Annotated in this window: 17 protein-coding genes; 7 read left to right on the top strand and 10 right to left on the bottom strand. The window is 61.0% G+C overall.

What is annotated here, in order from left to right; translation table 11 throughout:
- The first annotated feature begins 47 nt into the window (after positions 1 to 47).
- Positions 48 to 992: a cation diffusion facilitator family transporter gene (locus BDD14_RS14850; RefSeq protein ID WP_130419486.1), complete on the top strand. Its 945-nt coding sequence runs from the start codon at positions 48 to 50 to the stop codon at positions 990 to 992.
- A 71-nt stretch (positions 993 to 1,063) separates the two neighbouring features.
- Here the strand turns inward: BDD14_RS14850 and BDD14_RS14845 are convergent, their stop codons facing one another.
- The 5 genes from BDD14_RS14845 to BDD14_RS14825 all read right to left on the bottom strand — a co-directional run bounded on the left by BDD14_RS14845 (position 1,064) and on the right by BDD14_RS14825 (position 6,950).
- Complete coding sequence (locus BDD14_RS14845; RefSeq protein ID WP_130419485.1) at positions 1,064 to 2,221, bottom strand: acyltransferase family protein; 1,158 nt, start codon at positions 2,219 to 2,221, stop codon at positions 1,064 to 1,066.
- A gap of 147 nt (positions 2,222 to 2,368) precedes the next feature.
- A complete protein-coding gene (locus tag BDD14_RS14840; RefSeq protein WP_130419484.1) occupies positions 2,369 to 3,523 on the bottom strand; it encodes an acyltransferase family protein in 1,155 nt (384 codons plus the stop codon).
- Positions 3,524 to 3,729: 206 nt separating this feature from the next.
- Positions 3,730 to 4,725, bottom strand: coding sequence for a transaldolase (locus BDD14_RS14835; protein WP_130419483.1), 996 nt, complete (start codon positions 4,723 to 4,725; stop codon positions 3,730 to 3,732).
- Between the two features lie 113 nt (positions 4,726 to 4,838).
- Positions 4,839 to 5,657 (bottom strand): fumarylacetoacetate hydrolase family protein, encoded by an 819-nt coding sequence (locus BDD14_RS14830; RefSeq protein ID WP_242617961.1) that lies wholly within the window; start codon positions 5,655 to 5,657, stop codon positions 4,839 to 4,841.
- A gap of 30 nt (positions 5,658 to 5,687) precedes the next feature.
- Positions 5,688 to 6,950, bottom strand: coding sequence for a fibronectin type III domain-containing protein (locus tag BDD14_RS14825; RefSeq protein WP_130419482.1), 1,263 nt, complete (start codon positions 6,948 to 6,950; stop codon positions 5,688 to 5,690).
- Positions 6,951 to 7,018: 68 nt separating this feature from the next.
- Here BDD14_RS14825 and BDD14_RS14820 point away from each other — a divergent pair, with 68 nt between their 5' ends.
- From BDD14_RS14820 to BDD14_RS14805, 4 genes are all read left to right on the top strand, one after another.
- The gene (locus BDD14_RS14820) at positions 7,019 to 7,513 is read left to right on the top strand and encodes a GNAT family N-acetyltransferase (protein WP_130419481.1); all 495 of its coding nucleotides are present in this window, start codon (positions 7,019 to 7,021) and stop codon (positions 7,511 to 7,513) included.
- 118 nt (positions 7,514 to 7,631) lie between these two features.
- On the top strand, positions 7,632 to 8,105 hold the full coding sequence (locus tag BDD14_RS14815; protein ID WP_130423152.1) for a DUF4126 family protein: 474 nt from the start codon (positions 7,632 to 7,634) through the stop codon (positions 8,103 to 8,105).
- A gap of 77 nt (positions 8,106 to 8,182) precedes the next feature.
- On the top strand, positions 8,183 to 9,544 hold the full coding sequence (locus BDD14_RS14810) for a glycoside hydrolase family 27 protein (protein ID WP_242617960.1): 1,362 nt from the start codon (positions 8,183 to 8,185) through the stop codon (positions 9,542 to 9,544).
- Between the two features lie 76 nt (positions 9,545 to 9,620).
- Positions 9,621 to 11,198 carry a DHA2 family efflux MFS transporter permease subunit gene (locus BDD14_RS14805; RefSeq protein ID WP_130419480.1) on the top strand — a complete coding sequence of 526 codons (1,578 nt, stop codon included), beginning with the start codon at positions 9,621 to 9,623 and terminating at the stop codon, positions 11,196 to 11,198.
- 64 nt (positions 11,199 to 11,262) lie between these two features.
- Here the strand turns inward: BDD14_RS14805 and BDD14_RS32410 are convergent, their stop codons facing one another.
- The gene (locus BDD14_RS32410; protein WP_130419479.1) at positions 11,263 to 12,048 is read right to left on the bottom strand and encodes an NIPSNAP family protein; all 786 of its coding nucleotides are present in this window, start codon (positions 12,046 to 12,048) and stop codon (positions 11,263 to 11,265) included.
- Positions 12,049 to 12,145: 97 nt separating this feature from the next.
- On the opposite strand from BDD14_RS32410, the gene ruvB reads away from it, so the two are divergent.
- Positions 12,146 to 13,213: a Holliday junction branch migration DNA helicase RuvB gene (ruvB, locus tag BDD14_RS14795; RefSeq protein ID WP_130419478.1), complete on the top strand. Its 1,068-nt coding sequence runs from the start codon at positions 12,146 to 12,148 to the stop codon at positions 13,211 to 13,213.
- Between the two features lie 207 nt (positions 13,214 to 13,420).
- Positions 13,421 to 14,656 (top strand): GGDEF domain-containing protein, encoded by a 1,236-nt coding sequence (locus BDD14_RS14790; protein ID WP_130419477.1) that lies wholly within the window; start codon positions 13,421 to 13,423, stop codon positions 14,654 to 14,656.
- A 97-nt stretch (positions 14,657 to 14,753) separates the two neighbouring features.
- Here the strand turns inward: BDD14_RS14790 and murQ are convergent, their stop codons facing one another.
- Genes murQ through BDD14_RS14770 form a run of 4 tightly spaced genes read right to left on the bottom strand, consistent with a single transcriptional unit; the run spans position 14,754 to position 16,981 of the window.
- Positions 14,754 to 15,677, bottom strand: coding sequence for an N-acetylmuramic acid 6-phosphate etherase (gene murQ, locus BDD14_RS14785; RefSeq protein ID WP_130419476.1), 924 nt, complete (start codon positions 15,675 to 15,677; stop codon positions 14,754 to 14,756).
- A gap of 38 nt (positions 15,678 to 15,715) precedes the next feature.
- The gene (locus BDD14_RS14780; RefSeq protein WP_130419475.1) at positions 15,716 to 16,150 is read right to left on the bottom strand and encodes an LIC_13387 family protein; all 435 of its coding nucleotides are present in this window, start codon (positions 16,148 to 16,150) and stop codon (positions 15,716 to 15,718) included.
- The gene (locus BDD14_RS14775; RefSeq protein ID WP_130419474.1) at positions 16,147 to 16,638 is read right to left on the bottom strand and encodes an SRPBCC family protein; all 492 of its coding nucleotides are present in this window, start codon (positions 16,636 to 16,638) and stop codon (positions 16,147 to 16,149) included. The genes BDD14_RS14780 and BDD14_RS14775 overlap by 4 nt, the downstream gene beginning before the upstream one ends.
- Positions 16,604 to 16,981: an ArsR/SmtB family transcription factor gene (locus BDD14_RS14770; RefSeq protein ID WP_242617959.1), complete on the bottom strand. Its 378-nt coding sequence runs from the start codon at positions 16,979 to 16,981 to the stop codon at positions 16,604 to 16,606. Before BDD14_RS14770 ends, BDD14_RS14775 begins: the two co-directional genes overlap by 35 nt.
- Positions 16,982 to 17,035: the final 54 nt, after the last annotated feature.

Genomic DNA, 17,035 nt, shown 5'->3' with positions numbered 1-17,035 from the left:
ATGTAGAGATGTAGATACGACCGGCCCATCGAGACTAAACTTAAGCCATGCACATGGTCGCCACCCCGAACCGCCGAATGCAGCAGGTCCTGAAGGCGTCCATGGGGCTGACCTTCGCCTACGTGCTGGCGACGTTTGTGTTCGGGCTGCGGGCGCACTCGCTGGCATTGATCTCAGAGGCCGGGCACAACCTCAGCGATCTGCTGGCGATTATTCTTTCTTACGTCGCGGTGTACTTCCAGGCGCGCCCGGCTAACGAGAAGAAGACCTTCGGGTACCAGAGAGCGGGAGTGCTGGCAGCGTTCGTGAATGCCGGTACGCTGGTGGTTCTGTCGATCTGGATCGCGCTTACGGCGATTGAGCGCCTGCATACGCCGGTGGAGGTGCAGCCCAGACTGATGATGGGGGTCGCCGCCGCCGGGGTTGTGATGAACGGCACGATTGCGGCACTGCTGTGGCGGTTTTCGAAGGATGTCAACATTCGCAGTGTGTTCCTTCACATGCTGGGCGACACGCTTTCGACGGCGGCGGTTATCGGTGGAGGCGCGGCGATTCTGTTTACCGGCATGTCGTGGGTGGACCCGGTGCTTTCGCTGGTGATTGCAGCGATGATCCTGTGGAGCTCCGTCGGGATTCTGCGGGAGACGCTGAATATTCTGCTGGAAGGAACGCCACGGAACATGCAGCTTGGCGCGGTGCGCGAGGCGATGGAGGGCGTGCCTGGCGTGCTGGATGTACACGATCTTCACGTCTGGAGCCTGGGGGCGCAGTCACATGCGCTGGCGAGCCATGTGAGGATCGACGAGATGCCGGCTTCGGAGTGCTCGGGCATTTTGACGGAGCTGAACGGCCGGCTGCACGATCTTTTTCACATCACCCATACGACGATCCAGTTCGAGACCTCCGGGTGCGAGACGATACACGGGTGCAGCTCTCCGCCTGAAGCCGAAGCCGTGGGGGCGCACGGTCACCATCACGGACATTCGCATTGAGCGGAGTGGTTCGCGCGGATAGCTCTGCCGGGATGCGGGCGGATGAAACTGCCGTCTAGAGGGACTGCGATCTAGAGCGACTCGGCCACGGCCGGCTTGGTGTGCCGGTTCAGAACGTATCTGCGAAGCGACATGATCGGCAGCTCGAATGCGTAGCGGGAGATCAGGGTGAGGACGATGGTGATTGCCAGCACGACCGCGATCCTGGTGAAGTAGCCGGCGAGGTCGTTGGGCTGCAGCGGACCGCGGAAGTGGTCATAGGCGTCGCGGACGAAGATATGGAACATATAGAACGCGTAGCTGATGAGACCGAAGAAGGTAAGCAGGTGAGAGCGTAACCAGCCAAACGCCGAACGGCCCGTGTAGGCGACGGCGAGGCCAACGAATCCTCCGCAAAGAAGGGTGATTGCGGTGGCTCCGGTAGCAGCGTGAAAGGCGATGTGTCGTGGATCTGTTGGAATGGCGTAACACACACCCGCCAGCACGACACCGGCGCCGAGCAGGGACAGGAGGGTGCCGCGCCTTGTCTCGAGGCCCAGCCCCTGTCGCTGGCAGCGTTCCAGCATGCAGGCCAGCAGCGCGCCCACGGCAAGCCCGTCGCAGCATAGATACGTGTGCCAGTAATTGTGGTGTCCGAAGAGGGCGAAGAGGTATCGCAGCCCAATGACGGTGCAGACGATCGCAAGGGCCCAATGACGCAGCGTGGCGACGGAGCGGCGGCGGACGACGGTCGGCCACAGCAGATAGAACTGCTCCTCTACGGCCAGGGACCAGAAGCCGCCGATGGACTGGACGTGGAAGACATTGGCAAAGTTTGCAGCAAAGAAGACGCAGAGCAGAACGAAGGATCGCGAGCCGGGAATGAAGAACAGAATTCCAAACGCGCAGAGGGCATAAAGCGGGAGAATTCGAAGCGCTCTCTTCCAGTAGAAGTCCCGGTAGTAGTCGGAGTTGTCCCGGTCGCGGATCAGAATGGCGGTAATGAGAAAGCCGGAGAGAACGAAGAAGACATCGACGCCGCTATCTCCGAAACTTCCGAGCCAGTAGAGGCCTCGCACGATTGGGCTGGTCCAGGGGGCGATGTCGAAGCTGGTAGAGCAGAGGTGATGGAAGAAGACCATCAGGGCCGCGATGCCGCGAATTCCATCCAGCTCTGGCAGGTGGCCCAGCCTGGGAAGACGGCCGTGGGACCCGGTGTTTGTAGAGAGCTTCCCGCCACGATCACTCAATGTGTTCTGACCATCCTGTCCCGCAACGCTGCTTCACCGAACGAAGCTGTGGATTGACGTTTCCGATGAGCGAGTCTGCGAGACGGTTGAGGTGTACGGCTCGCTCATCCTGAGAGATTGCGCAGGGTCGCCGCGCCCTGCGCCCTGCTAGGCGAAGTATCGTTTCAGACGAAGGAAACGACGTTCATAGACGTTATAGCTCACCCATGCAAGGGGAAACGTAACAAGCAGCGTGGCGATGAATATGGCCATATGCGATGCGATCTTTCCATGAATGTGTGTCTCAATCCACGGCACGAAGAGAAAGCCGATCATCGGGTGAATGATGTAGATGCCATAGCTGTACTTGCCCAGCCAACGCAGGGGAGACAGATTCATGATGGCTCCGGTGGTGGAGCCGGGACGGAGCGCCATGGCGATCAGCGAAGCTCCCGCCACGGCAAGGGCACTGTAGCCGATGGTGGTGACGAGGGGATTGTTGTCCCAGAAAAATGTTCCTGTCGTCCATGCAATCGTCAGGCAGCAAAGCATGGCAACCGAGAAGGTGACCGGCGCTGTGCGAAGAACCCGTTCTTTGAGGTTTCCACGGACAGCCAGCGCAAGCCAGGCGCCGGCGAGCAGGGAATCCGCGCGACAGAGGGTGGAGGTATAGATCACCCGGAAGGTCACGCCGTTCATGAGCAGGGCGGTCCGGATGACCGGTACGGCCAGGACGAGTCCGGCGGCGATCCACATGAGCTTGCGTCGGTCGCGAACCCAGAAGACGATGATCGGCCATACCAGGTAGAACTGCTCTTCGGCGGCGAGGGACCATAGATGGCCGGTCAGACTTTCGAGAACTGCCGGCTGGTTTCCGTGCCACCACAGGGCGGTGTTCTGCAGATAGACAAGAAGCAGGTAGAACTGGCGGCCGTCGCTCCATGTCGGTCGCAGAATCAGGAAGAGGATCAGCAGGACGCCGTAATAGAGCGGAAAGATCCGAAGAGTGCGGCGCGCGTAGAAGTTGCGGAAATAACGCTCTTCGCCGAAGGAGTCGACGAGGATTCCCGTGATGAGAAATCCGGAGAGGGCAAAGAAGAGGTCGACGCCGACCCATCCTGATTGCTTGATCTTGACGATCAGCTGAACGAGGAAAGATCCTACGGGCTTATCGTTCGATTGCAGCAGGTGAATCAGCAGGACCAGCCCGATCGCCAGTCCGCGAATGCCATCGAGCGCCCGAATGTGAGGCATTCGTCTTTCATGCGCGGCTGCCTCTCCCTGGGGAGAAGGAGCATTTGCAGCAAGCACACTATTAGCCATCCTTATTTTCCACCATTTCCAGGGAGACTCCTGCGTTTTGTCTGGAGGGACGAGGGCGCGGTCAGCGGGCGTTCTGCCTCTGCATCCTTCCGGTTCTGTGCGGCTTGGGGAGAACAGTTTCAGCTGTTAGAAAAAAGACCGCGTCCCTGAACGCGGTCTTTTTTTGAAAGTAACTCAAATTCTCATTCCGGAGTGTCAAAATCTGTTTACCGGGCGGCAGCGGGTTCGCTGATCTCGGCGAGGCGCTTCTCGAGAGTCTTCTCCAGCTCCTCGAGCGCCTTCGAAAAGCCCTCGATTCCTTCCTTGAGCTTGTCGCTGGCCATGCGGTCGGCGGCGTGCATCTTGTCGAAGGTCTCCTTGTCCACGGCGATCTTCTCGATCTTCAGGTCCTTGGCCTTTGCCGGGTCGAGCTTGCGCTCAAGGGTTCCCTGCGCGGCTTCGAGCTCACCCAGCAGCTTGGGGGCGATGGTGAGAAGATCGCATCCGGCGAGCTCGATGATTTCGCCGGTATTGCGGAAGCTTGCGCCCATGACCACGGTCTTGTAGCCGAAGCGCTTGTAGTAGTTGTAGATGGTTGTTACCGACTTCACGCCGGGATCTTCGGCGGGGGTGTAGTCCTTGCCGGTGTCTTTCTTGTACCAGTCGAGGATGCGCCCGACGAACGGCGAGATGAGGGTGACCTTGGCTTCGGCGGAGGCGATGGCCTGGTGCATGCCGAAGAGAAGGGTCATATTGCAGTGAATGCCTTCCTTCTCCAGGATCTCGGCGGCGCGAATGCCCTCCCAGGTGGAGGCAAGCTTGATGAGGATGCGCTCGCGGGAGATGCCTGCTTTCTCGTACTGGGCGATGATGTCGCGGGCAGTTTCGAGGGACTTCTCGGTGTCGTAGGAGAGGCGGGCGTCGACTTCGGTGGAGACGCGGCCGGGAACGATTTCGAGAATCTTTCTGCCGAAGGCAACGGCGAGCGACTTGAAGGCGAGCGCGGCCACTTCCTTATCGGAGGCGCTGGGACCGGCGTCTTTACGCGCTTGCTGGAGTACGTCGTCGACGATGGACTGATACTCGGGCATGCCGGCGGCTGCCTGGATGAGAGAGGGGTTGGTGGTCGAGTCCGTTGGCTTGAACTGTTTGATGGAGTTGATATCACCGGTGTCGGAGACCACGGTCGTCATGCTACGAAGCTGTTCGAGAATCGATGCCATTGTGCGCTCCTTCGCTGCTTAGTTTGATTTTATCAAGGTCGAACGCGTTGCGCGGGCCCTCTTCTGGGGGGTGCGCCAGCGGAGGCGACCCCAGGGTGTTGCAGGGACTGGATTTAGTCGGCGGCTACGGTATTTCTGAGGACCCCGAGGCCGGTGACCTCCACCTCGACGGTATCGCCTGGCTGGACGGGACCTACTCCGGAGGGTGTTCCGGTCGGGATAAGGTCGCCGGGCTCGAGGGTGGTGAAGGCGGTGATATATCGCAGCAGGAAATCGATGGGGAATATCAGGTCGGCGGTCGATCCGTTCTGCTTTACCGCGCCGTTCAGGCGTGTGGTTACGCTGACGGAGGTGCCGTTGAGGGGATCGATCTCGTCGGAGACGAAGGGGCCGGAGGGACAGAACGTGTCCCAGCCTTTGCCTCGCGTCCACTGGCCATCGGACTTTTGGATATCGCGGGCGGTGACGTCGTTCACGATGGTGTAGCCCCGGATGTACTGGCGCACGTCTTCGTCGGGACCGAGGCTGCGACAGCGGCGTCCGATGACGATGGCGAGCTCGCCCTCGTAGTCCACACGCTTCGATAACGCGGGCATCCGAATGGTATGGCCGGATGCGAGCAGGGAAGATGGGGGCTTGAGAAAGAGGAGCGGTTCCTTGGGGACCTCGTTGCCCAGTTCGGCGGCGTGCTCGCTGTAGTTGCGTCCGACGCAGAGGATCTTCGAGGGAGTTACGGGTGGCAGCAGGGAGAGGCTCGTCAACGGGGCGGCGACGAACGCCTCGGTTGACCTGTCTTCGAGCGCGGCGAGCCGTACAGCCAGGTCTTCCTCGGGGGCGACCATGGGGCCCACGGCCCAGAAGGCGCCATCCTGTTCCTTCACGAACGCGTACCGGGCGATGCCCGAGGGAGAGAGATATTTGCAGTACTTCATGGTCGTGCCTTTCGTGGCTGATTTTGTGGCTCAGGGTGCATCGTGACTCAATGGGGTCGTCGTTACGGTCTGGATAACTTCGTTTGAGGGCGGACTCTCGTTGCCGGTGGTATCCAGAGCGGTCACCCGGTAGGTATAGGTGTTTCCGGTGAGGGCAGTGGTGTCGGAAAATGCCGGGCCGGTTACGGGTGCAGGGTTGAGACGCTTGAAGCTGCCGGAGGGGCCTTCACGCCGATAGATGTTATATCCGGCCACGTCGACTTCGACATTGGGCCGCCAGGAGAGATCGATGGTCGCGACGTTGCCCTCTACGCCGGGAATGGCGGCGAGTCCGGTTGGAGTCGCGGGGGCGAAGCTGTCTGTCATCACGAGGGTGAAGGGAGAGGAGACTGCTCCCCTGATCTCGAACTTTTTGCCTGCGATCGCAACGGTCCGGATACGCTGGGCGCGATAGACGTAACTTTGTCCGCGCAGAACGGTGTGATCGAGGATTCCACCGGGGTCGTTCTGTGGAGGCTCATCCTTTGCGGAGCGCAGCCGCACCTCGGTTGGCTGCTCGTCGGGCAGAGCGAGGGCTGCCTTCTTCTTTGGTGCGGCCTTTTCTGCTGGAGTTTCGGGAAGGGTCCGGTCGAGCTCGACGAGAGAGACTGAGCCCAGCGGCTGCCACTCGAGCACGGCCTCGCTGCGGGCGGGGGTCGCCTTGAGTCCGGCGACGGGCGGGGGCGCTGCGCCCGCCGGAGCCAGCGCAGCCTGCGAGAATCCCGCAGAACGACCCTGGGGATTCAGAATGCGGACTCTATAGCCCAACAAGGCGACCGGGTCGGCAGTGAGCGCGGGAGGAAGGCGGTCGTCGGCGTCAGTGACTCCCGGCTTTATGGTGACATGGAGGACGACGTCGCAGCCTGGAATGCTCTGGAGCGGCGCGCTGCGGATTGGCTTCGATGTGGGCTTTGATGTCTTCGATGTTGACTTTGATGGAGACGATGCGGGCTTTGATGTGGACTTTGCGGGTTCCGGCTGCGGGTGGGGATCGCGGCAGACCTCGGCGACCATCGGCGAGGATACGTCGGACTTATCGGTCGTGCGGGAGGGCGAGGTCCAGTGCAGATGAACGTCCTGGCCGACGCGCTGGGCTGAGAGGTCGGTGACGACTTCGGGAAGGTGGAGCGAGGGCGGCTTCGGCGGCCCGGGACTGGCGCACGAGGCCAGCAGGGCAGCCAGGATGGAGGGCGCCAGTGCGGCGAGGAGGCGCCGGCCTCGGCCTGAGGGAAGAGGGTGAGACGGGACGTGCATCGGTCTTCAGCCTAGCATTTTGGGCCCTACGGCGGGGACAGGCGGGATGCGAATTGTAGAGTGGTCGTATGTCCGTGAACGTGCGTGAGGCTGTCCTGGAGGACGCGGCTGCAATCGCTGCGATCTACCGTTTTTATGTGTTGTCGAGTACCTCCACGATGGAACTCGAGCCACCCGATGGGGTGGAGATGGGCCGGCGCATGGTCGAAGTGCGGCAGCGGGGTCTGCCGTTCGTGGTGGCGGAGGAGGAGGGCGAGGTTGTGGGCTACGGGTATGCCACGGCGTTTCGTCCGCGTGCCGGATACCGGTTTACGGTGGAAGATTCCATCTACCTGCGCGCGGATTGTGCGGGCCGCGGAATTGGCAGACGGCTGCTGGAAGCGGTGATGCAGTCTTGCCGCGGTGCAGGGTGCAGGCAGATGGTCGCAGTGATCGGCGGAGAGAATCTGTCTTCCGTTGCGATGCATCGCGCTCTTGGCTTCTCGCAGGCTGGATTGCTGCGAAGCGCGGGATGGAAGTTTGAGCAGCCCCAGGACATTACCATCCTGCAGTGCGAGCTGTAGCGGAATTTTCGGCGAAGAGGGGTGAGCGGTATGGAGGGCTGCGATAAGTTTTTGCTTCCTCGCCAGGTTTGGGCGAGAATGCCTGCTGCAGTCCGTTTGGGGAAAGGACGTGAGGAAGATGGTCTTTCCGGTTCTTATGCTCTGCTTTTTGATTGGGTGCGTTGCCGGTCTGCGCTCCATGATGGCTCCCGCCATTGTTTGTGCGGCGGCATACCTGCACTGGATCCATCTTGATGGGACGCCGCTGGCGTTCCTGAACACGATGGCTGCTCTCTCGATCTTTACGTTGCTCGCGATCGGAGAGCTGATTGTGGACAAGCTTCCCAATACACCGGCGCGGACTTCGGCGATAGGACTGAGCGCGCGCGGGATTACCGGAGCTTTGTGCGGAGCCGCGCTGGCCGCGAGCGGCGGAAGGAGCCTGGTCGCGGGTGCTTTGCTGGGGGCCGCAGGCGGCATTGGCGGAGCTTTTGCGGGATACTACATTCGCCATGGCCTTGTGACCCAGATGGAGCTGCCGGACTTTGTGATCGCCGTGATCGAGGACCTGCTGGCGATCTCGGGCGGCCTGTTTGTGGCTTCGAGAATGTAGGAAGTGATGTCGCTTCGCGGCTGGCTGGAATCGGCCGCGGGAACTGCCGTTGATCCGGGGTGCGGGAGGATTCTCGATTGCTGAAGCGATACGGGGTTATTACCGCGATCACGGCAGGACTGCTCGCCTCCTCTTGCAGTGTGGCGCAGGAGAGACTGGCGTCGACGCCGCCGATGGGTTGGAACAGCTGGGATTCTTACGGGCTGACGATCAACGAGGCGCAGTTTCGCGCCAACGCGGACGTGCTGGCGAAGCGTCTGAAGGCTGCGGGGTATGAGTATGCGGTTGTCGACGAGGGCTGGTACCTGCTCAACCCGCAGAAGCCGAAGGCAGATGCCTTTGCGTATCGCATGGATGCGAACGGCCGCTATGAGCCGGCGCTGAATCGTTTCGCCAGCGCGGCGGGGTCGGCGGGGTTCAAGCCGGTGAGCAGCTACGTGCATGGGCTGGGGCTGAAGTTCGGCATTCACATCATCCGAGGCATACCGAAGAAGGCGGTGGAGCAGAATACGCCTGTGACGGGAAGCGCGTTTCGCGCGGCAGAGGTGGCAGATACAGCGGATACATGTCCGTGGAACCCGGATAACTTCGGCGTAAAGGACAATGCGGCAGGACAGGCCTGGTACGACTCGCTGATGCGGCAGTACGCGGATTGGGGCGTGGACTATCTCAAGGTGGACTGCATCGCTTCGCACCCGTACAAGGGCGATGAGATCAGGATGATTCATCGGGCGATTGCGAAGACGGGACGTGCGATGGTGCTGAGTCTTTCGCCGGGGCCGGCACCGCTGGACAAGTTTGCGGAGGTGGCAGCGAACGCACAGCTCTGGCGCATCTCCGACGATGTGTGGGATCGGTGGGAGAGGCCGGAGAGCGAGCGCTTTCCGCAGGGAGTGAAGAACCAGTTTGCGGTTCTTGCGAGCTGGGTTCCGCATGTGAAACCCGGCAACTGGCCGGATGCCGACATGCTTCCGCTGGGAACGCTGGGCCCGGTACCGGGACATGGCGATCCCCGCAGGACGCGGCTTACCCAGGATGAGCAGAGGACGATGATGACGCTGTGGGCGATTGCACGATCCCCGTTATTCCTTGGAGCGAATCTTACGGAGCTGGATGACTGGACCGCCTCACTGCTGACGAACGCTGATGTCGTGGCGATGGACCAGCGCGGGGGTGAGCAGCGGCTGGCGGGGCAGGACCGGGATCTTATTGCGTGGACGACGAAGGTCGATGGTGAAAGAGAGTATCTTGCTTTGTTCAATGCAGGGGATTCGCCTGTGGCTGTGATGACGAAGCCATGGCTGGCTTACGGGTTGCTAAAGAAAAGTTACAAGGTGAGGGACGTCTGGGCGCAGAAGAGTCTGGGCGCTGTGGAAGGCGGGCTTAAGGGAGTGATGATTGCTCCGCATGGCGTGCTGCTGCTGGAGTTGAGACCTTAGGGCGTTTGCGGATAGGTCCAAGATGGTTTGAACCTGTTGTGGTTATCCATCTCTCCGGCCCACGGATTGAGGTCGAATGGCTGAGCCCGAACATGGCAGATGGAAGCCGAAGTCGAACCCCTGGGCGATTGCCGCGTCTGTCGCGCTGGCTGCCTTTATGGAGGTGCTGGACACCTCCATCGCCAACGTCGCCCTACCCCATATTGCAGGAAGCCTGGGAGCGAGCACGAACCAGGGAACGTGGGTGCTGACCAGCTACCTGGTCTCCAATGCCGTTGTGCTACCGATCGGAGCATGGGCTTCGAGCGTGATTGGACGGCGCAATTTCTTTCAGCTTTGCATCGTGATCTTTACCGTGGCGAGTTTTCTGTGTGGCATCGCCCCGTCGCTGGAGGCGCTGCTGATCTTCCGCGTGCTGCAGGGCGTGGGGGGAGGCGGCCTGCAACCGATGGCACAGGCGATCATGGCCGACTCTTTCGACGAGAAGCGTCGCGGGCTCGCGTTCGCTCTCTACGGCCTTGTCGCTGTGCTGGCTCCATCGATCGGACCGACGCTGGGAGGCTGGATCACGGACAGCTACTCGTGGCGATGGATCTTCTACATCAACCTTCCGGTTGGAGTTCTGGCGCTCGTTCTGGTCCAGCGGCTGGTGCAGGATCCGCCGTGGATCAAGGCGGACCCCAAGAGTGCGCGAAGACTCGATTATGTCGGGCTGGGGCTGCTGACGATTGCGATGGCGGGACTGCAGATCGCGCTCGACAAGGGAGAAGAGAACGACTGGTTCGCTTCGACGTTCATTCGGGTGTTTGCCGCGATGTTCGTAGCAGGGATTACGGGACTGATTGTCTGGGAGTTGAAGCACAAGAATCCGATCATCAATCTGCGGCTTTTCAAGTACAGGAACTTTGCGATCTGTTGCTTTCTGATGATGCTGGTAGGCGGTGTGCTCAATGCCGCGACGGTGCTGCAGCCACAGTTTCTGCAGAGCCTGCTAGGCTATAACGCGACCAACGCCGGCGAAGCACTGACGATGGGCGGCCTGGCGCTGGTGGTGGTGATGCCCGCTGCCGGGGTCGCGACCGGAAGGTTTTCTGCCCGGATCCTCGCGGCTCTGGGGTTCGCCTTCTTCGCCGGAGCGTTCTACTACAGCTCGACGCACGTGAACCTTGGAATGAGCTTTGGTTTCGCATCGTGGCTGCGCGTACTTCAGGTGTTGCCGATCCCGTTCGCGTTCATCGCAATTACAAATGCGGCGTATATAGGTCTTCCGCGCGAGGCGAGCAATCAGGTTGCGGGGCTGATCAACTTCGCCCGCAATATTGGCGGCAGTATCTTCATTGCGGTCACGGGGGCGCTGGTCACGAACCGCTCCATGTTCCACCAGGCGCGTCTGCAGGAGTATATGAACTACGCCAATCCGCAGTTTGTCGAATATACACGCGGGCTTAGCCGGGCCCTCGGGGGCGGGCCCGAGGGAACCTACGCGGCACAGGCGGCTATCTACCAGGACCTTCTCCGCCAGGCAGGGATGCAGGGCTACCAGGATGTCTACCGGCTGCTGGCGTGGATGGCGTGCGGCATGGTCCCTCTAGCCTTCCTGCTGAAGAAGAAACGGCCGGGCGAGGCTCCGGCCGGCGATATCGCCATTCATTAAGGAACCATGCTGCAGAACAGGTGTCGTTGTATGACGCGTCGCTTCGCCTTGCGCCAAGACAGTCTCAACGGATTGGCGAAAACGGCAGCGGACGCAGAATGATGTTGCTGATGTTGGCGACGATCTGTGCGTCTTTCAATTCTGGCGGAGCGCTGAGCTTCTTCCACTCCGGATCGGAGCCGAAGGCTCGCCAGAGTTTCTCTCGTCCATCGAGATTGTCGAAGGACAGCATGTAGGTGATATTCGGCTGGCGCTGGCCGATGATGGATTCGCCGATGAAGACGGGACGCATGCCGAGGCGCTGGAAGATTCCGATCTCACCGCCATTGAACATCGCGGCCTTCTTCTGGCGCGCGGCCATCGACTGCGATTGATACGTCCGCAGCTCGAAGATGCGTGGAGGGCGGCTGGAGGCGTCGCTTGAGAGGATCGGTTCGGGAATAATCGACAGGTTTTGAAACAGAGTGCTTTCCATCGTCACAAAGGGCATTCCGTTCCCGCCGCCGAGAGTCTGCGAGGCCTTGTCGTATTGCTGGTCCACGGCGAGTTTTGCGAGTACGTCCTGCATGGCGCCGAGCGAGGGATACTGGGTGATGCTGAAGAGGCTGGGGCCATCCGGCCCGATGAGGTTGGCGAATGCTGCTACCGGCTTCGCTCCGGCACGCGTCAGCGCGGGGAAGAGGCCGGCTTCGAGGTAGTCAGAGACGCGATGGAGCTGGTCTTCAGGGCTGTTGTGCAGTCGCCATGTGGTGATTTCGAGGAAAGACTTTGAAGTGTCCGCTGCGCGGACAGGGGTGGAGAGCAGGGCGGACATTGCGGCGGCACCGGTGATCATCTGTCGTCGATCCATTTGTTTACGGTTATATCAGCAGGGCGGTCCTGAGGGATCGATGCGCGCGCGGGGGAACGGTTGCTTCCGCGCTTTCTTCGCCTTACTATCGCCATGAGTGGATTTTCCGAAGAACAAGGCGAAGATCGATCCGAATCAAGGATTGAAGGGCGATGCGGACCGGCTGGTCTCGGCGGGGCGCGTGGACGATGACGCTGCGTTCGAGCTGAAGCTGCGGCCGACGCGGCTGATGGAGTTTATTGGCCAGACGAAGGCGAAGGAGCAGCTTGCGATTGCGCTGGAGGCGGCGAAGTCGCGCGGCGAGGCACTGGACCATGTGCTGCTCTTCGGGCCACCGGGATTGGGCAAGACCACGCTTGCAACGATCATCGCGAACGAACTTGGAGTGGGTTTTCAGCAGACGAGCGGACCTGCGCTGCAGATTCAGGGCGATCTGACGGCAATCCTGACCAACGTGCGCGAGAGGCAGGTGCTGTTTCTTGACGAGATTCACAGACTGCAGCCGGTGCTTGAGGAGAAGCTGTATACGGCGCTTGAGGACTACAAGCTGGACATCATGATCGGGCAGGGGCCGGCGGCACGCACGCACGTGATGGAGATCAGGCCATTTACGTTTGTGGCGGCGACGACGCGGCCCGGTCTGTTGAGCTCTCCGCTCCGCTCGCGGTTTGGGATTCTGCTGCGGCTGGAGTTTTATAACGACGACGAACTCAGGTTCGTGGTCGAACGCTCGGCTGAAGTGCTTAATGTGCCGATCGATCGGGATGGCGCAGCCGAGATCGCGATGCGCTCAAGAGGAACCCCCCGTATTGCCAACCGCCTGCTGCGGCGCGTGCGCGATTATGCGCAGGTGCGGGCGGCGGGAAAGATCGACCGCGAGACGGCACAGAAGGCCCTGGAGATGCTGGAGGTGGATGCCCATGGCTTCGACGAGCTGGACCGGCGGCTGCTGCGGACGATTATCGAGAAGTACGATGGCGGACCGGTTGGGCTGAACACACTGGCGGCGGCGCTGGCCGAAGAGCAGGACGCGCTCGAAGAGGTGTATGAGCCGTTTCTGATCCAGATCGGCTTTCTGGATCGCACGCCTCGAGGACGAGTGGCGACGCGGCTGGCATATGAACATCTCGGGATCGAGATGCCTCGGAAGCTAAGCCTGTTCTAGGACTTCCCTTCAGCGATCATGGATTTGCGCGTGAATGGTTACCTTTCTGGAAGAAGGATAGTAACCGGTGACTCTCGTTTCCTCGAACCCTGCAAAGGCCGCGTAATGAAAACTTTCGTCTCGAAACTAAAGTTTTTTTGATTGAGAAGACGCGATGTGGGGGCTATTCTGTGCGCGTTGGCTTGGGTCGGTGGATTGGGACCCCATATGGATTACACAACATCACATATTTTTTTTCTCGTATCTCTTGGATTGTTTACTGTCGTTCTCTTTTCCCTGGCGCTGGTGGATCGCAGCGTGATCGGGGCTCGGTGGCTTGCGGCCGCGACGCTTCTCGATTTCACGAAGACGACACTGCAGGGAATGAACGGCTACGCTCCAAGGTTCGTCACCGTTCTCATTGCCAATGAGCTGAACATCCTTTCGTTCGTCATGATGTTTATGGGCCTGCGCTGGTTTATTGTCCGCCGACCGTTCCGGCACTGGACGGCGCTGGTGTCGATCGGCGTGGTGATGGTGATCTATCTCCCGATGTTTCTTAACCGGATGCGACTGTGGTCGTTCAGTGTGGCCAGCCTGCCGGTGCTGGGGATGTGCATCGTTATGGCGTGGACTCTCTTTCGCCAGAAGGACGAGCGGTTCGCGATTCCGGCGCGCATAACCGCGACGTTGCTGACGATTCACACGGCGGCGCTGGCTTACCGGTCTGTGCTGTCCTGGCGAGGGCTTTCGGGGGCGAGCACGGCATCCCCCTGGTCGGATCCGCAGTGGATGTACTCGATGCTGGCGATCATGCTGGTGTCCTACTGCCTGCTGCTGATGTATGTCCTGTTTACCGTGATAGAGATGCACTCGAGCGTGGCGCATGCGGCCGGAGTGGATGCGTTGACGGGCGCAGTGAATCGCAGGGCGCTGATGGAGCATGCGACACGGGAGCTGGTGCGATGCGACAGGCTGGGGAGATCGCTGGCGATCGTCGCGATGGACCTGGATAACTTCAAGCGGGTGAACGATACCCACGGGCACGGAGGCGGAGATGTGGCCTTGTGCGCCTTTGTCGACCTGGTGAAGGAACGTCTCGGGCCGGATGACCTGATTGCGCGTATCGGCGGTGAAGAGTTTGTGCTGATGCTTCCGGGGATGGATGCGGTCGACGCGACGCTGGTGGCCGAGGAGCTGCGTTACGGGCTGGAGCAGATGCGGATTCACTACGACGGCAAGATGATCTTCACCACGGTAAGTGCCGGAATAACGGAGATGCAGCCCGGAGACTCATGGACAGCGATGCTGAAGCGGGCGGACAGCCTGCTTTACCAGGCAAAGTCAGAGGGCAGAAACCGCGTGGTGATGGAAGAACTGCCGGTGCATTATCCTAAGCCGGTGCTGGTGGAGCGATTTGGAGTGCAGAGGGTGCCGAGCGGAAGAACGGCGAACACAGGGTGAGGGAGACGAGGTTCGAGCATCGATCGGATGGAGCATTCATGCGATTGAACCGCATACATGGAGCACCCAGCAGTAGCATTGCCGATCCTCGATCCATCTAGCGTTGCAACAGTGCTGCCAATACACCATTTACTGCGTTGAGTTTTGCTTCGGCATCTGTGCGATCAAGGCCAAGCTTCTGCATGGCAATGGCTACCTTTACGCTGCCTGCCTCCTCGAGCAGCTTTGCTGCTGTTGCACGGTCGACTCCGGTCGCTTCGGCGATGATGCGCTGGGCGCGATCGACGAGCTTCTCGTTCGTGGCTTGTACGTTGACCATCAGGTTGCCGTAGACGGCTCCCGTGCGGATCATCACTCCGGTGGAGAGCATGTTCAGCACGAGTTTCGTCGCTGTTCCTGCCTTCAGCCGCGTGGAGCCGGTGACGACCTCGGGGCCGGTGACGGGTGCGATGGCGATGTCGGCGATTGCGGCCATCGGGGAGCTGGAGACGGGGGAGTTGGCCACGCAGGTGAGCGAGATGGTGAGGAGGCCGAGCTTCTTCGATTGCTCCATTGCGCCGATGACGAAGGGGGTGCGGCCACTGGCGGCGATCCCGACCAGCGTATCGGGCGCGCCATCCTTGCCGAAGCCCGCGGCGAGTAAGTCGGCTGCTCCCTGTTCGCGGGAGTCTTCGGACTTCTCGCTCGACTTGCGCAGCGCGGAGTCGCCGCCGGCGATGAGACCCTGCACCAGCGTGGGCGGAACCGAGAAGGTCGGGGGGCACTCGCTTGCATCCAGCACGCCGAGGCGTCCGCTGGTTCCGGCGCCGATGTAGAAGAGACGCCCACCCTTCTCGAAGCGTGCGGCGATCTCGTCGATGGCGCGGGCGATCTGCGGAAGCTGCGTCGCAACAGCCAGGGGAACGGCCTGATCTTCCTGATTCATGATGGTGACCATCTCGAGCGTGGAGAGCTGGTCGATGTTCGTGGTGCGCGGGTTGCGGGCTTCGGTGGAGAGTGCGGCGAGGTTCAGGTCGTTCATCACCTTCCATCATAGGACGAGATGCCCCACTCCACCTTTCAGGCAGGGCGAGCGACTGGGCGTTTGATGGAGACCATCGCCATGCCGAGGCAGGCGGCGATCAGCAGTTCAACGACGACCGGCGGCGCGAAGAAGTAGATCAGCGAGTTGACGGCAAACGCAAGATAGCCGATGAGGAAGACTGCGAGGACGGGGCGCAGGTCTGCATCGCTCGAGCGGCAGAGGTTGCCGAGCAGCCAGAAGACGATGGCCTCGACGGTGAGGAAGATGGTGACGCCCAGACCCATCCCGCGATAGAACTCCCACAGGCTGCGGGTCACTCCCATCACGGGAAAGAGGTTGGTCTTCATGGCGTCGACGGCGGTCTGCTGCGCGCCAGGTGCGGGAGCGCCGAAGACTCCGCCGAGGGTGTGAGAGATGGAATGAAAGAGCGTCAGGATGGAGGCGGCGCGGAGCCAGGGCGTGGGTCTCATGCGGCGGTCTCCTTGTTGGCGACCCTGGCGAACTCTTCGAGGGTGCGGACCCAGGCATTGGGACCGTCGAGGATCTCGCGGAGCTGCTGATAGCCTTCGCCGTGGCGCTCAATACCGGAGTGGGTGAGCTCGACGAGCGTAGCGGACGAACCTTCGGCGGTGAATCGCAGCTCTACGTCGCTGGAGTGGGCGAGGTCGGGATTGAACTTCCAGTCGGGACCGAGGTGCCAGGAGAGGGTGACGAGGTTTGGCGGGTCCCAGGCACGAACGAAGCCCCAAAGCCCGTCGTTGCCCTGGGCGTCGCGTTCATACCAGCGACCATCGACGCGGGGTTCGATGATGATGGACTGGAAGGGCTCGGCGCCGATGTGGTGGTCGGGTGGCCACCAGGTCTCCATCTGCTCGACGAAGACGGAGAAGGCGCGCTCGATGGGCGCGGAGACGCGAATGCTCTTATGGACGGCGGCGCTGACTGCGGTTTCCGGCATGTTTGTGTTCACCTTTCTTCTTCTTCTTTGGAGAAGCTGGTGCTTTGGAGGCGGCGATCTCGAATGCGCTGAGGGCGCGGGTCCAGACCTGATCGAAGTGGGCGCGGAGGCGCGCGACGCCGGCAGGGTCGACCTGATAGAGGCGGCGGGTTCCGTCCCTGGTGTCGAGAACGAGGCCCGCTTCTTTGAGTACGCGGAGATGCTGCGAGACTGCGGGCCGGCTGACGGGCATGACGGCGGCGAGCTCGTTGACGGCGAGCGGACCATGAGTGAGACGGTCGAAGATGGCCATGCGGGTGGCATCCGCGAGGGCGTCGAGGCCGGACTGTAGGTAAGCGTCCACTTACGGTAAGTGATAGCTTACCTATTGAAGTGATGTCAAGAGTTTTTTGGCAGA

The sequence above is a fragment of the Edaphobacter modestus genome, from assembly GCF_004217555.1.
GTDB lineage: Bacteria > Acidobacteriota > Terriglobia > Terriglobales > Acidobacteriaceae > Edaphobacter > Edaphobacter modestus.
The sequence above is the reverse complement of the archived record's forward strand: the minus strand, read 5'-3'. Positions and strand labels throughout refer to the sequence as shown.

Bases quoted from the DNA above. Each gene is read 5' to 3' on its own strand.
- BDD14_RS14790 (WP_130419477.1), top strand. From the start codon at position 13,421: ATGGATTACACAACATCACATATTTTTTTTCTCGTATCTCTTGGATTG.
- BDD14_RS32410 (WP_130419479.1), bottom strand. From the start codon at position 12,048: ATGGATCGACGACAGATGATCACCGGTGCCGCCGCAATGTCCGCCCTG.
- BDD14_RS14815 (WP_130423152.1), top strand. From the start codon at position 7,632: ATGGTCTTTCCGGTTCTTATGCTCTGCTTTTTGATTGGGTGCGTTGCC.
- BDD14_RS14835 (WP_130419483.1), bottom strand. From the start codon at position 4,725: ATGGCATCGATTCTCGAACAGCTTCGTAGCATGACGACCGTGGTCTCC.
- BDD14_RS14775 (WP_130419474.1), bottom strand. From the start codon at position 16,638: ATGCCGGAAACCGCAGTCAGCGCCGCCGTCCATAAGAGCATTCGCGTC.
- BDD14_RS14830 (WP_242617961.1), bottom strand. From the start codon at position 5,657: ATGAAGTACTGCAAATATCTCTCTCCCTCGGGCATCGCCCGGTACGCG.
- murQ (WP_130419476.1), bottom strand. From the start codon at position 15,677: ATGAACGACCTGAACCTCGCCGCACTCTCCACCGAAGCCCGCAACCCG.
- BDD14_RS14820 (WP_130419481.1), top strand. From the start codon at position 7,019: ATGTCCGTGAACGTGCGTGAGGCTGTCCTGGAGGACGCGGCTGCAATC.
- BDD14_RS14805 (WP_130419480.1), top strand. From the start codon at position 9,621: ATGGCTGAGCCCGAACATGGCAGATGGAAGCCGAAGTCGAACCCCTGG.
- BDD14_RS14780 (WP_130419475.1), bottom strand. From the start codon at position 16,150: ATGAGACCCACGCCCTGGCTCCGCGCCGCCTCCATCCTGACGCTCTTT.
- BDD14_RS14825 (WP_130419482.1), bottom strand. From the start codon at position 6,950: ATGCACGTCCCGTCTCACCCTCTTCCCTCAGGCCGAGGCCGGCGCCTC.
- BDD14_RS14850 (WP_130419486.1), top strand. From the start codon at position 48: ATGCACATGGTCGCCACCCCGAACCGCCGAATGCAGCAGGTCCTGAAG.
- BDD14_RS14840 (WP_130419484.1), bottom strand. From the start codon at position 3,523: ATGGCTAATAGTGTGCTTGCTGCAAATGCTCCTTCTCCCCAGGGAGAG.